The organism is Marinobacter sp. MMG032, from assembly GCF_040112695.1.
Taxonomy (GTDB): Bacteria; Pseudomonadota; Gammaproteobacteria; order Pseudomonadales; family Oleiphilaceae; genus Marinobacter; species Marinobacter salsuginis.
Genome location: NZ_CP157802.1, coordinates 324,067 through 339,492, shown reverse-complemented (window position 1 = coordinate 339,492; position 15,426 = coordinate 324,067). Strand labels below are relative to the sequence as shown.

Annotated in this window: 7 protein-coding genes; all 7 read left to right on the top strand. The window is 56.0% G+C overall.

The window, feature by feature from the left end:
* The first annotated feature begins 111 nt into the window (after positions 1 to 111).
* The 7 genes from ABNF92_RS01530 to ABNF92_RS01500 all read left to right on the top strand — a co-directional run bounded on the left by ABNF92_RS01530 (position 112) and on the right by ABNF92_RS01500 (position 15,426).
* On the top strand, positions 112 to 1,827 hold the full coding sequence (locus tag ABNF92_RS01530) for an NADH-ubiquinone oxidoreductase-F iron-sulfur binding region domain-containing protein (RefSeq protein WP_349343250.1): 1,716 nt from the start codon (positions 112 to 114) through the stop codon (positions 1,825 to 1,827).
* 11 nt (positions 1,828 to 1,838) lie between these two features.
* Positions 1,839 to 4,679: a formate dehydrogenase subunit alpha gene (gene fdhF, locus ABNF92_RS01525; protein ID WP_349343249.1), complete on the top strand. Its 2,841-nt coding sequence runs from the start codon at positions 1,839 to 1,841 to the stop codon at positions 4,677 to 4,679.
* Between the two features lie 148 nt (positions 4,680 to 4,827).
* Complete coding sequence (locus ABNF92_RS01520) at positions 4,828 to 5,949, top strand: DNA repair exonuclease (protein ID WP_349343248.1); 1,122 nt, start codon at positions 4,828 to 4,830, stop codon at positions 5,947 to 5,949.
* On the top strand, positions 5,946 to 8,585 hold the full coding sequence (locus ABNF92_RS01515) for an AAA family ATPase (protein ID WP_349343247.1): 2,640 nt from the start codon (positions 5,946 to 5,948) through the stop codon (positions 8,583 to 8,585). Before ABNF92_RS01520 ends, ABNF92_RS01515 begins: the two co-directional genes overlap by 4 nt.
* 108 nt (positions 8,586 to 8,693) lie before the next feature.
* Positions 8,694 to 9,041 (top strand): nucleotide pyrophosphohydrolase, encoded by a 348-nt coding sequence (locus ABNF92_RS01510; RefSeq protein WP_064228015.1) that lies wholly within the window; start codon positions 8,694 to 8,696, stop codon positions 9,039 to 9,041.
* A 9-nt stretch (positions 9,042 to 9,050) separates the two neighbouring features.
* The gene (locus tag ABNF92_RS01505; protein WP_349343246.1) at positions 9,051 to 11,435 is read left to right on the top strand and encodes a DNA/RNA helicase domain-containing protein; all 2,385 of its coding nucleotides are present in this window, start codon (positions 9,051 to 9,053) and stop codon (positions 11,433 to 11,435) included.
* Between the two features lie 142 nt (positions 11,436 to 11,577).
* Positions 11,578 to 15,426 carry a DUF3427 domain-containing protein gene (locus ABNF92_RS01500; protein ID WP_349343245.1) on the top strand — a complete coding sequence of 1,283 codons (3,849 nt, stop codon included), beginning with the start codon at positions 11,578 to 11,580 and terminating at the stop codon, positions 15,424 to 15,426.

The following is a 15,426-nucleotide window of genomic DNA, read 5'->3' as shown; positions in this document are numbered from 1 at the left end:
TTCCGTTATTCATCGTCTGGCGCCATCCCGTCTTCCTATGCTTCAATGATTGCAAAGCAGTCAAGCCAGCCAACAAGGCTCTACCTGGATCCCCGGCGCCTGGTCAAAAGCATGGATACGGACGAAAAAGTGGTCAAACGTCGGCGCTCCGCCCTTCGGGGCCGTCAACTGGAACCGGCTATATTGTCGGAGCTGCGTGAACTGATCGGTGACGAACGCGTCGATTCGTCATTGCGAGACCGCGATCGCCTTATCGAGCACCTGCATGTATTGCAGGACGCAGACGGTTATCTCTCCATGCCCCGCCTGCGGGCCCTTGCGGCTTTCATGAATCTGCCCATGGCCGCCATCTATGAAACCGCCACGTTCTACGCCCATTTCGATGTCATTCACGACGAACAAACGCCACCACCGGCAATAACCCTGCGGGTATGTGATTCGCTTTCCTGCCAGTTGGCCGGGGCGGAGGCGCTGCATCAGGCGCTGTCGGGCGGCGCTGATCCCGCCCGGGTGCGTGTGCGGCGTGCACCCTGCATGGGGCGCTGCGACACGGCGCCCGTGGTTGAAGTTGGCCATCATCACGTCTGCCATGCCAACGTCGAGAATGTGAGCGCGGCGGTAGAGCAGGGCCGGATTCACCCGGAAGACATCCAATGGCAAGGACTGGCGGATTACCGTTCAACCGGCGGTTATGGCCTGCTGGCTGATTGCCATGAAGGTCGGGTGAGCGTTGAATCGCTGGCCGAGGAACTGGAGCATGCAGGCTTGCGCGGCCTCGGTGGTGCTGGTTTCCCCACCTACCGCAAATGGCAGGCCGTTCGGGCGGAACCGGGGCCACGCTATGCAGTGATCAACGCCGACGAGGGCGAACCGGGCACCTTTAAAGACCGCTATTACCTGGAACGGGAACCCCACGTATTCCTGGAGGGCGCGCTGGTTAGCGCCTGGGCTGTTGAGGCGGAAGCTCTCTACATCTATTTACGAGACGAATACCCCGGCCTGCACCGGGTTCTGAAAAACGCCATTGCCGAACTGGAAACGGGCGGTATCGTCGAGCCAGGGTTTATCATCCTTCGCCGTGGCGCTGGTGCCTATATCTGTGGTGAGGAATCTGCCCTGATCGAATCCCTGGAAGGCAAACCCGGCAAGCCGCGCCATCGCCCGCCGTTCGTGGCCCAGAAGGGGCTGTTCAACCAGCCAACCCTGGTGAACAACGTCGAGACGGTGTATTGGATACCCCGCATCCATGCCCAGGGCGCGGAGTGGTTCGCCAGCCAGGGTCGGCATGATCGCAAGGGGCTTCGCAGTTTTTCGGTGTCCGGCCGGGTCGCGCGGCCTGGAGTGCATGTGGCGCCTGCGGGCATCACGCTCAATGAATTGATCGAGGAATACTGTGGCGGCATGGCGGAAGGGCATCGCCTGCTGGCCTATCTGCCCGGTGGAGCGTCCGGCGGCATTCTACCGGCCAGCAAAGCGGACATTCCGCTGGACTTCGACACCCTGCAGGAACACGGCTGTTTCATCGGCTCTGCGGCGGTGATTGTTCTGTCTGATCAGGACGATTTGCAGGCCGCGGCCGCCAACCTTTTGGGCTTCTTCGCCGATGAGTCCTGCGGGCAGTGCACCCCTTGCCGTGTGGGCACCGAGAAAATGCTCACCCTTCTGGAACGCAAAACCTGGGATGAGGAAACCCTTGAGCAACTGGCGAGTGTTATGGCCGATGCGTCCATCTGTGGGCTGGGCCAGGCCGCACCCAATCCGGTGTTGAGCCTGCTGCGGGATTTCCGCAGCGAACTGGCCAGCAGCAACCTGATAGCGAAAGGTTAGGGGAGGCAGCCATGAGCCATTCCAGAACAAGCTTTACCCTGACACTCGACGACGTTGAAGTTCAGGCCTTCCCCGGCGAAACCCTGTGGCAGGTGGCCAAGCGCGCCGGCGAGACCATCCCGCACCTGTGCTTCAAAGACGCCCCGGGTTACCGCGCCGATGGTAATTGCCGCGCATGCATGGTGGAAGTGGAAGGTGAACGGGTGCTGGCCGCAAGCTGCATTCGCGAGGCAGCGCCCGGCATGGTGGTGCGCAGCGCCGGCTCTTCCCGGGTTCAGGCGGCCCGCAAAGGCGTGCTCGAATTGCTGTTGGCGGATCAACCTGAGCGAGAGAATAGTCCCGACCGCTCAAGCCGCCTGTGGGACACGGCGGATCAGCTGGCCATTGATGCCGCTACCGTGCGCCAACGCATTCCGGCGCATTCGGATCGGGATGAGCCCACGGTTCATCATGTGGAACCACGCTCTGATTCGCTGCCCCACGTCCAGGGGCATGACGCTTCCCATTCCGCCATGAACGTCAACCTGGATGCCTGCATTACGTGCGGCCTGTGTGAGCGCGCTTGCCGGGAAGTGCAGGGCAATGATGTGATCGGCCTGGCGCACCGTGGCGCTGCGTCGAAGGTGGTGTTTGATTTTGATGACCCCATGGGTGACAGCACCTGTGTTGCCTGCGGCGAATGCGTGCAGGCCTGCCCGACCGGGGCGCTTATGCCGGCCACCCTGATCGATGCCCAGGGCCGGGGAGATTCCGCCACGGCCGATCGCAAAGTCGATTCCGTCTGCCCCTATTGCGGCGTGGGCTGCCAACTGACCTATCACGTGAAAGATGAGCAGCGAGGACGCATCCTGTTTGTGGAAGGCAAAGACGGCCCCTCAAACCAGGGCCGGCTGTGCGTGAAGGGCCGTTTTGGCTTCGACTATCCCACGCACCCGGCGCGGCTCACCCGACCGTTGATTCGTCGGGAGGGCATACCCAAGGGGCTGGACCCGGAGTTCGATCCGGCTAATCCGTTGACGCACTTCCGAGAAGCAAGCTGGGAAGAAGCCCTGGATCTGGCGGCCAACGGGTTGACCCAACTAAAAGCACAACACGGACAGGCCGCGCTTGCCGGCTTCGGAAGTGCCAAATGCTCCAACGAGGAAGCCTGGCTGTTCCAGAAGCTGGTGCGCACTGGCTTCGGCTCCAACCATGTGGACCATTGCACACGGCTTTGCCACGCAAGCTCCGTGGCCGCATTGATGGAATGCCTGGGCTCCGGCGCCGTGACGGCCTCTTTCATGCAGGCATTGCAGGCCGACGTGGTGATCCTCACCGGCTGTAACCCGGCGGTAAACCACCCGGTAGCCGCCACCTACTTCAAGCAGGCGGCACGCAACGGCACCAAACTGATCATCATTGATCCACGGGGCCAGGCGCTGGATGCCTATGCCTGGCGCAGCCTGCGATTCTCTCCAGGCGGCGACGTGTCACTGTTCAACGCAATGCTGAACGTGATCATCAGCGAAGGTCTGTTTGACCAGGCCTACATTGACGCTCACACCGAAGGTTTCGAGGCGCTGGCGGCCAGCGTCGAAGGCATGACCCCGGAAGTGATGAGCCCGGTCTGCGGCGTGGCGCCCGATGCCATTCGTGAAGTGGCCCGCGCCTACGCGAGCGCGGATAAGGCGATGATTTTCTGGGGCATGGGCATCTCCCAGCACGTGCACGGCACCGACAACGCCCGCTGCCTGATATCCCTGGCGCTCACCTGCGGCCACACCGGCCGGCATGGCACTGGTTTGCACCCATTGCGGGGGCAAAACAACGTGCAGGGCGCATCCGATGCCGGGCTGATCCCCATGGTATTGCCCGACTACCAGCCGGTAGGCGATCAACAGCTGCGGGCCGCCTTCGAAGAACTCTGGAACACAGAGCTGGACCCTGAGCCGGGGCTCACCGTGGTGGAGATCATGGATGCCATCAAGGCGGGCACCATCAAGGGCATGTACATTCTGGGCGAAAACCCCGCCATGTCCGATCCGGACCTGACCCACGCCCGGGCCGCGCTCGCTGGCCTTGAACACCTGGTGGTGCAGGACCTGTTTGTCACCGAGACCGCCCAGTTTGCCGATGTTATCCTGCCGGCCGCCGCCTGGTCGGAAAAATCTGGCACCGTTACCAACACCAACCGCCAGGTGCAAATGGGCCGTGCCGCACTGGCGCCGCCGGGGGAGGCAAAGCCCGACTGGTGGGTTATCCAGGAAATCGCCCGGCGTTTCGGGCTTCGTTGGAACTACGCCGGCCCCGAGCAGGTGTTTGAAGAAATGAAGCAGGGCATGCACTCACTGGATCATATTTCCTGGTCTCGCCTTGAGCGCGAAGGGTCCGTTACCTATCCATGCCCGGCCGACGATGCCCCGGGCAACGACGTTGTCTTCTCCGATGCCTTCCCGCGAGCGGGAGGCCGCGCCAGATTCTCACCAGCCAGCCCGCTACCGCCGGACGAGCCGGTGGATGAGGCCTATCCCGTCGTACTAACCACCGGGCGATTGCTTGAGCACTGGCACACCGGCGCCATGACCCGTCGCAGCCGCGTGCTGGATGAGCGGGAACCGGAAGCGGCGGCGTATCTCGCACCAGCAGAGCTGGAACGCATGGGCGTAGCACCGGGCAATGACATTCAAATTGCCACCCGGCGCGGCACCATCACGCTGACGGCACGGGCCGACCAGACCATGCCCGAAGGTATGGTGTTCGTGCCCTTCGCCTTTGTGGAAGCGGCAGCGAACGTGCTCACCAACCCGGCGCTGGACCCGTTCGGCAAAATCCCGGAATTCAAGTACGCCGCGTGTCGACTGAGCCCGGCCTAGGCTTCGAAGCCAACTGGCCCTGCCCGGGCTCTGTTCGAATTCTGTCCAACTTCTGCCCGAACGACAGTCATGGTCGTACGGCGTCTGTAAACTGTGCGCAGTTGGTCTAGAATAACGCCAAAATTTCCAGATCTTTCAGGTAGATAAAATGCCAAAGTTTTTGCATACGGCAGACTGGCAGATGGGCCGCGCATTTACCCGTTTCGAAACGGAGGACGGTGCCGCCCTGGTCGAGGCCCGGTTCGAGGCCATTGAAACGCTTGCACGACTGGCCAACGAACACGAGTGCGATGCGGTCCTCGTGGCCGGTGATGTTTTTGATGCCCAGACCGTCTCCGACCGAACCATTCGCCGGGTGTTCAACGCCACAAAGGATTTTACTGGCCCCTGGGTCATGCTCCCCGGAAACCACGACGCTGCACTGGCAGAAAGCGTGTGGACCCGGGCCCAACGCCTAGGGGCGGTGCCGGAGAATGTGCATCTCGCGCTTCAGCCCGGCGTGATTGATCTGGCCCCCCAGAAACTCAGCATCCTGTGCGCACCGCTGACCCAGCGCCACACGTATGGTGATCTGACCGAGCCATTCAGTGGCTATGAAACGCCTGAAGGTTTCATAAGAATCGGCCTGGCCCATGGCAGTGTCCAGGGCCTGTTGCCGGACGAGATTGATTCCACCAACCCCATCGCGCCGAACCGTGCCGAAGCCAGCAGGCTCGACTACCTCGCCCTGGGCGACTGGCACGGTACCAAACAGATTAATGAGCGCACCTGGTACAGCGGCACGCCGGAACCCGAGCGGTTCAGAAACAACGAAGCGGGCAATGCCCTGATTGTTGAGGTTGCCGAACCCGGCGCCACACCTGCGGTAACCCGGGTTCCAACAGGGCGGTACCAATGGCACCAGTTTCGGGAAACCCTGGCTGTACACTCCGATCTTGAACAGTTGCTGGAACGTTTGAATACCTTGCCCGAATCCGCCGTAGTCGACCTTCGACTTGAAGGCTCGGTGACCCTGGCCGGCGAGGAAACACTGTTGAAGGCGTTGTCAGTTGCTGAAGCGCGATTCCGCAGCCTTCGCTGCGAGCGAAGTGGGCTTCAGCTTGCCCCGACCGACGAAGACATCTCGGCTCTGAAGGCCGATGGCTACGTGGGCGAAGTGGTTGAGAGTCTGCGCGATCGGCAAGAAGACGCGCAGGATGATACCGCCCGGGATGCGCTGGCTATCCTGGCGGGGTTACTGCGGGAACGTGAACAGGAGGCGGGGCAATGAAGCTGCAGCGAATGCGCATTGAACAGCTGCGCCAGTTCCGCAAGCCGTTTGAGCTGAACAATTTGCAACCGGGCCTCAACCTGATTCACGGCCCCAATGAGTCCGGCAAAAGCACCCTGGTGCGGGCCATCCGTGCCGCGTTTTTTGAGCGTTATCGGTCCACAGCCGTGGACGACCTGCGCCCCTGGGGCGACTCCGCCGCGGCGCCCACCATCGAGCTGGATTTCGAGCACGAGGGCCGTGCCTGGCGCCTGACCAAGAGCTTTCTCCAGCGCAAGCGGTGCGACCTGGTTGTTGGCACCGAGACCTACAGTGAAGACGATGCGGAAGAAAAACTGGCCGAACTGTTGGGCTACCAGTACCCGAAACGGGGCGCCAGCAAAGCCGAACACTGGGGCATACCGGGATTGCTGTGGGTGGAGCAGGGCACCGGGCAGGACATTGAGCAGGCCATAGAACATGCCGGAGATCATCTGAAGTCCGCGCTGAATTCCATGGTCGGTGAGGTGGCCAGTTCCGGCGGCGACGACCTGATCGAAACGGTTCGCAGCCAGCGGGACACCCTGCTGACCGGGACCGGCAAGCCCCGAGGCGATTACCTGAAACTGGAAAAAGACCGCGCCCAATACGTAGCTGAAATTGAAGAACTGAAGGAGCGGGTACACAAATACCAGGAGCAGGTCGACCGGCTTGGCAAACTGACCCGGGACTATGATCAGGCGGAAGCCGAACGGCCCTGGGAAGACGCTCAACGCCATCTGGAGGAAGCCCGGGCGCGCTATCAAAAGGTTGAGCGCCTGGAGCAGGAGCAAAACCAGGAGAAGGCCACGTTTGCCCAGCAGCAGCAAAACCACCGTCTGCTGCAGCAGAACAAAGAGCATCTGGAAGGGCTCAGTCGCCAGCTGGAGAGCCGAAAGGCGGAGCTGGATCGCGCTGAGCACGACCTCTCCGTGGCCCAAGCACAAACGCCGGCCGTCACAGGCCGTTTAGCCGAAGCGAGAACGGCCTTCGAGAAAGCGGAAAAGCGACGGAAACTGGCGGGCCTGCTGCAAACCCGGGAGCGGCTGGAACAGGACCTGAGGCGGCTTGAACAGCAACAACAAGTGATCAGCCAGAACCTCGCCATGGCCAGGGAATACCAACAGCAGTTGGAGCAAGCGAGGCAGCAGGCCAGGGAAAACCGGATCGATCCAGAGTTGGTGAAAAAACTGCGAGCGACCGGCAGCCAGCTCAACGAAGAGACCATTCGTTCACAGACCATCGCCACCCGATTGAGCTGGCAGCTGGACGCTGACGCATCACTAACGCTGAACAACGAGCCGCTTGTCGGGCAAGGCGAACAACAGCTTCTGGAAGAATCGACACTGGTTATTCCTGGCGTGGGTACCCTGGGCATAACACCCGGCGGGAAAGAACTGGCCAGCACGCGCCGGAAGCTCAAAGCGCTGGAGGAGAACCTGGCGGAACAGCTGAAGACCCTTGGCGTGGAATCGGTAACACAGGCTGAGGATCGTCTTTCTGCGTTCGAAACTGCCGAAAGAGCCCTAAAGCACGCTGAAGATCTGTTCAAAACCGTGGCCCCGGCGGGCATGGAGCAACTTGTCTTTGAACAAAGCGAGGCCGAAAGCGAACTGGAAAAAGCCAGGAAACAACTGGAATCCACGCCGAAGCCGGATTCGAACGAACCAGTTCCCACCCTGGAGGAGGCCGAGGCCGCTTTTAACCAGGCCAGCGCCGCCCTGGATAAAGCGGAATCCGATGAGCGAGCGCATCAGTCCAGGCTGTCGGCCCTGAAGCAGGCCCGGGACAATGCCAAAACGGAATGGCAGCGGCTGGCGGATGAAGAAAAGAGCCCGGAACGCCAGCAGCAACTTCGCCAGATAATCACCGACCTGGCAAACCTGGAAAAGCAGCAGGCCGAACTGGAAGCCAGCCTTGAGCGTCGCGAACGGGAAATCCGCGATGCCCGCCCCGACTTTCTCCGGCAGGACATCGAGCGCTACCAGAACGCCGTCAACCAGCTGCGCCAGACCCAGGAGAACCGTGGACGAGAACTGCGCGATATCAAAGTCAGACTGGAAGCCTGGGGCGCGGAAGGGCTGGAAGAGCAGCTCAACGAGAAAGAGGCGGAGCTCGACCAGTGCAATCGGCGCTACGAGGAATTGCACCGCCGTGCCCTGGCGCTGGACCTACTGCTTAATTTGCTCACCGAAAAACGCCAGGCCCTGACACGCCGCCTGCAGGCGCCCCTGCAAAAGCACCTCAATCACTATCTCTCTGTGCTTTTCCCGGAAGCCTTGCTGGAAGTGGATGAACAGCTACGGCCCGGCATCTTCAGCCGCGGCACTGAGCTTGGTCTGATTACCGAACTGAGCTTTGGCGCCCGCGAACAGATGGGCCTGATCAGCCGTCTGGCCTATGCCGATCTGCTGAGGGAGGCAGGAAGGCCAACGCTGGTTATCCTGGACGACACTCTTGTGCACAGTGACAGCGACCGACTGGAAGACATGAAGCGCATCCTTTTTGATGCGGCCAGCCGGCATCAGGTATTGCTGTTTACCTGTCATCCGGAGAAGTGGCAGGACTTGGGGGTGCCGCCGGTGGATATTGAGGCTTCGAAGGAGCTGAGCGCCTAGCTGGTATGTTCATAATGGATTATGTGGACCGGTGCACTTGAGTTTGGTTAATGTGCAAATAGATCGAAAGCAAATGGTTTTCTTACGAGAAAGGGGAGTTTAACCAAAATGGATTCGCTGGAAGAGTTGCGCCTGAAACTGAAGCAATTTGCTGAAGAACGCGATTGGCGCCAGTTCCACTCACCGAAAAACCTGACCATGGCCCTCTGTGGTGAGGCGGGTGAGTTGTCAGAACAATTCCAGTGGCTTAGCGAAGACGACTCGAAAAACCTCAGTGAAAAACGTTTGGCAGCAGTTAAAGACGAGATTGCGGACATCCAGCTGTACCTTGTTCTACTGGCAGATTCTTTGGGCGTCGATATTGCTAAAGAATCCGCCCGAAAAATAGAGGCAAATGCCGTCAAATATCCTGTTGCTAAAGCTAAAGGCAGGTCTAGTAAATATAACGAGTTGTAGGGGTTATTCGTGATCGTCTATTCGGCTTCCAAGGCGGAATTTGTTGAACATGTGAAGTTCAATCAGATCGAGAAGGTTATTGAGGAAGAGGTCTGGAGAAAGCTCAAGCGAAGAACCCCAAAATCCGAAATTGAGTCATGGAAGAACTCGCTTCAGTACATGTTTAACGCGTTGCTGGATCAAGGTATACCGCCGTCAGCCGGTGTTGCAATTGAGTATACGATTCCACTCACCAGTCGCCGAGTTGATTTTATCCTTACGGGGAAAGATTCTTCGCGCAATGACACCGCAATCATCGTCGAACTGAAGCAGTGGTCCGAAGCAGAGGTTACCGATAAAGACGCAATTGTCCGAACGTTTCTGAACGGGTCTATCCGAGAAGTTAACCATCCGTCCTACCAAGCGTGGTCGTATTCAGCCCTGATTGAGGATTACAACGAAACAGTCCGAGAGGAGCGCATCAGCCTTCAACCCTGCGCCTATCTCCACAATATGGATAGTGGCGAGGCTATTAACGACGCCCGCTATGCTGAGCACACTGAAAGAGCGCCGGTTTATATTTCGAGCGATGCGAAAAAGCTGTCGGAGTTCCTCAGGCGCAATATCCGGTATGGCGACAGCGATAACATCCTGTACCGGATCGAACATGGTGTAATTAAACCGTCGAAAGGACTTGCTGATTGCCTTGCCTCGATGCTTCGTGGCAACAGGGAATTCATTTTGCTTGATGAGCAAAAACTGGTTTACGAGACTGCGTTGGATCTTGCCGAAAAAGGCCGCGAAAAACCGAAACAGACCTTTATTGTGAAGGGTGGACCGGGCACCGGGAAATCGGTTGTTGCAATTAACCTTATCGTTGAAGCAACCAATAGAGAGATGCTGACCCAGTTTGTTAGCAAGAATGCAGCACCCCGGGAAGTCTTCAAAGCTCGTCTGACAGGCACAATGCGCAAAACCAACATCGACAACCTTTTTCGCGGTTCTGGTGGTTATACAGATACCGAGAACAACTATTTCGATATGTTGGTGGTTGATGAAGCCCACAGATTAAATGAAAAATCTGGCCTATACGGCAATCTGGGCGAGAACCAGATAAAGGAACTCATAACTAGCGCCAAAACCACCGTTTTCTTCATTGATGAAGACCAGCGCGTCACTCTTGCGGATATCGGTACGGTCGAAGAAATCCGTCACTTTGCCGGGCAATTGGGGGCAGAAGTCACTGTCTTGGAGTTAAGTTCACAGTTCCGCTGCAATGGCTCTGATGGTTATCTGGCCTGGGTTGATCATGTCCTTCGAATCCGGGAAACGGCAAATACTTCGCTGGAAGGCATTGACTACGATTTTCGGGTCTTTGACGATCCGAACGAGCTGCGAAGTGTCATTGAACGGAAAAATCGCCGGGCCAATAAGGCGCGGTTGGTGGCTGGATACTGCTGGGACTGGAATAGCAAAAAGGATCCAGAGAGGTTTGATATTGAACTACCTGAGCATGATTTCAGAGCAAGATGGAATCTGGACAAACACGGGTCAAAATGGTTAATCGCCGAGGATTCGATAAGTGAGATTGGTTGTATCCACACATGCCAGGGGTTAGAGCTTGATTACGTAGGCGTGATTATCGGGGAGGATTTTGTAATCCGTGACGGCATTGCGGTCACGAACGCCGCCGCTCGCTCAAGATCCGACCGATCTGTACGTGGTTACAAAAAGAGGCTCAAAGAGGATCGGGAGAGTGCCCTCGCGGATGCCGACATGATCATCAAGAACACATACCGTACGTTGATGACGCGGGGTATGAAAGGGTGCTTCATCTACTCTGCGGATGCAGAAACTAGGGAACACTTCCGTAGCTTTGCGGAAACCCAGCTCATGGAGCAGACCGATAGCGTCACAACGCAGCGCCTGCCCTATGAAGTAGTTGATTTTGAATCAGCGATCCCATACGACGGATTTGTTCCCGTGTTCGACCTGCAGGCGGCAGCCGGCGAATTCAGCGGCTTCCAGTCATCGGCTGATGAATTTCAATGGGTAAAGCTGCCCGAGCACTTTGCAACCAGACCCGGCCAATTTGTCGCTCAGGTTGTTGGTGAGTCCATGAATAAACGTATACCGAATGGCGCATGGTGTCTCTTCAATGAAAACCCAGGGGGGACTCGAAATGGCAAGATAGTGTTGGTGCAACATCGGGCCATTGAAGATCCTGACAACGGGAGTTGCCTCACCGTTAAACTTTATCGCAGCGAAAAAACGATGTCCGGCGATGAACTCGTTAACGAAAGAGTGATATTGAAGCCTGTTACCAGCGCTCATGGATATCGAGATATTGTTATTGAAGACGATGATCTTCACGACTTGAGGGTCGTTGGAGAGTTTGTTGCGGTATTGGCCTGAGATCAGAGATTCAAAAAAAATACTCCTGCATCTTGAAGGGAAGTTCTTGAGTAGATCTCCCAAGTTTGTTGGCGACGACCTGTCCGCCTGGTAGCCTGGTCTAGATCGACTTCAGGCTAATTAGTCGCAAGGGAACTATTTAATGCAGGATACGCTGAGTTATTACGACGGCAATGCCGATGACTTTGTGGAGTCTACATTTGAGGTCAGTATGGAAGACCTTTATCGAGAGTTCTTGCCACAAGTTCCTGAAGGTGGACACATTCTCGATGCCGGCTGTGGTTCGGGTCGAGATGCTTTGTTTTTCAAAAAGCATGGCTACCGCGTTTCTGCTTTCGATGGCTCAAAAGCCATTACCACTCTTGCCCGCCAAAAGACTGGATTGCCAATTCAGCACAGGTCCTTTTCAGACGTTCAAGAAACCATTACGTATGACGGCATTTGGGCCTGTGCCAGCCTTTTGCATTTGCCTCTCGTTGAAGTGCCCAGAGCTATTGAACGATTATGGAATGCCCTGAAACCGGGTGGCGTTTTCTACATGAGTTTCAAGATCGGCCAGGGGGAACGTGACCACAATGGCCGACACTTTACAGATGCTGACGAGTCGATTGCCGAGCAATGGATTCAGGGCCTGACGGACTTTGAAGCTTGCCAGATGTGGCGCACTGATGATCAGCGTCCTGATAGGGACGAGCAGTGGTTGAACATCCTTCTGACCAAGGCGCCGGCTTCCCACAAAAAGCTGACAACTGGCGGGAAAGAGCATCATTTTCTACCAAAGCTTTGCCAAGCAATTAAAGCTGCCGATCAAGTGGATATGGCGGTAGCTTTTGTTAAAACCACCGGTTTAAACCTCTTGTTCGCGGATTTGGTGACCGCGCTGCAACGAACTCCTTATCCGACTCGCATCCGCATTCTCACCAGTGATTATTTGGACATTACCGACACAGAGGCCCTTCGAAAGCTTGTCCTATTGCATGATCATGGCGCTCAGGTGCGCGTCTTTCAGAGCAAAGGGAGTAGCTTTCATTTGAAGGCTTATCTATTCGCTGGCCATGTTGAAAATCAACAAATGTGGGGCAGAGCGTTTATCGGCTCTAGCAATATCAGCCGACAGGCGCTTCAGGACGGTGTGGAATGGAATTATCAGGTGGATTTCCCGCCCGACTCTGGGTACCTTGAGGCCGCCAGCAGGTTCGAGGAACTGTTTCAGCACCCAAATGTTGTGCCTCTTACTGACAACTGGATCGATGACTACGAGAAACGGAGGAAGCCACCAGAACAGTCACTGGAGCCGGGCAGTGATGAGAAACAGGACGTTCCGACACCTAATGATGTGCAACATGAAGCACTAGAGGCACTCGATCTAACTCGCGTGGAGGGTTATAGACGAGGCTTGGTCGTTTTAGCGACGGGTCTGGGCAAAACCTGGCTATCTGCCTTTGACGCCGTTCAAATGGGTGCCAGGAGGATCCTTTTTGTCGCCCATCGCGAGGAGATTCTTTATCAGGCGGCTGAAACCTATTTGCGGATCAAGCCGAATAGCCGCGTTGGCTTTTACATGGGTAAGCAGCGCGATCGGACGGTGGATATCCTTTGTGCTTCGGTACAGACACTCGGCAAAGAAACCCATCTCGAACGATTCGATCCACGCCATTTCGATTACATCGTTGTCGATGAATTCCATCATGCCGCCGCGCCTGTTTATCATCGGCTTCTGAATTATTTCGCACCCCAGTTTCTGCTGGGATTAACGGCGACGCCAGATCGAACGGACCGCTCCGATATCTTGTCGTTATGCGATGACAATCTGGTATTCGAGTATCCGTTGTTCGAGGGTGTAAAGGGTCAATTCCTGGTGCCGTTTCACTACTACGGCATCTACGACGAGACTGTCGATTACACCGAGATCCCCTGGCGTAATGGAAAGTTCGATCCAAATCTGCTCGCAAATAAACTGGCTACATACGGACGTGCCAAACACGTGCACAGGGAATGGGGTGAAAAGAAGCAAAGCCGGACTTTGGCGTTTTGTGTTTCGCGGGTCCATGCCGATTTCATGGCAGAACAATTCTCTAAAAAGGGCGTAAGGTCTGCAGCCGTCCACGGTGAATCAGAGATGTCCCGTGGCGAGGCCTTGGAGCAGTTGGAGAACGGTCAACTCGATGTGATTTTTTCTGTTGACCTGTTCAACGAGGGTGTCGATCTGCCCGCCATCGATACGGTCCTGCTCTTACGCCCAACGGAATCCAAGATCCTTTTCCTCCAGCAGATCGGCCGGGGCCTGCGAAAAAGCGTGTCCACTGGAAAAGACAGGCTTGTGATTCTGGATTTTGTGGGTAACCACCAGAGTTTTCTGCATAAACCTCAGGCGCTGATTGGTCAGGCGATGAATCACCGTCAGTTGGCTGAGTTTGCGAGGAAAGCTGAAAAGAACCAACTGGATCTGCCAGACGGATGTTTTATCAATTACGATCTGCAGATAATCGATTTCCTGAAAGGTCTTGATCACCAGGGCGCTGAGAAAGACTACCAAGTATTGAAAGATACATTGGGCCGTCGCCCAACACTTACAGAGTACTACCATTTCGGTGCCAGTATCGCTAAAACTCGCAAACTGCACGGAAGCTGGTTTGGATTGGTTCGGGATATGGAGGATCTCACCGAGATTGAGACAGAACTCTTGTCCAGGCACGAAAGCTTTTTGCTGGAAGTGGAAACGACGGCAATGAGCAAATCATTCAAAATGATATTGCTAGACGCGTTCCAGCAGTTAGGCGGATGGCGTAGTCCGCCAAAGCTCTCGGAACTAGCGCAAACATCCTGGGAAACATTGAAACGCCGTCCCAGGCTTTATCAAGAAATTGCTGCCTCAGTGAGGGACGTGGATGGCTCCTCGACTCAATGGCAACAATACTGGAAGAAAAATCCGGTCGATCATTGGACCAATAAGTCCCCAGCTATTTTTGAGATCGAGAGCGATCAGTTTAAGCCTTTAATAGATTTGGAAGGTGAACAGATACCGGCTTTCGAGGAGATGGTGCAGGAGTTAATTGATTATCGCCTGGCTTCCTATGAAGCGCGGCAGTCTTCCAAACAGGAGCAGCAATCTGTTGAGAATGTTGTCCCGATCACTCCTTCTAGAACGGAACTGCCTTACTTCCCATCCCTAAAGATCGCTTGTGGCCATTTCAGGAACAGTAACGCCGAAGAACCGGAGTACAGGTCCATCGGGTTGGGGCACGGGCGAATAGAGCCAAATCGTCATTTTATTGCTCGAGCATTGGGTAACTCCATGAACGGTGGGAAGCAGCCGATTCACGATGGGGATTATCTGCTGCTTGAACAGATCAATCCCAATCAAGCTGGATCGATCACGGGTAAAACGCTGGCAATTGAGCGGCTGGATGATACAGGCGACACGCAATACCTTCTTCGTACCGTTCGTAAATCCCCCGTTGGGGAGTATCGGCTCGAAGCCGCTAACCCAGAGTATGAAGATATTATTGTCACTCCCGAACTGATTGAACAGTTTCGAACATTCGCACGCTTTTGCGAGGTTATAGATCCATTGGAAATGGCCCTTGGCCAGGAAATCCCGAGAGAAGAGATTCCGAAGTTATTCGGAGCGACGTTTAATCCCGGCAATTGGCAGAGCGGGCACGTCTTTCTGAAAGACGCCAATGCTCATGTTTTGCTTGTGACGTTAAACAAACAGGGTAAAGGCGTTCAGCACCGCTATGTTGATCATTGGATTGATGAGCAAACATTTCATTGGCAGAGCCAGAACTCAACGACACCTCAGAGCAAGCGTGGTCGGGAACTGATCGAACACAAAAAGCTTGGACTCTCCGTACACCTGTTTGTTCGTGAGAACAAGCTACGTAATGGCAAAGCGGCGCCATTTACTTATTTTGGACCCGTCGAGTATCAGAGCCATGAAGGAAGCAACCCAATGAGCGTGATTTTCAGATTAAATTCGACGGATTAA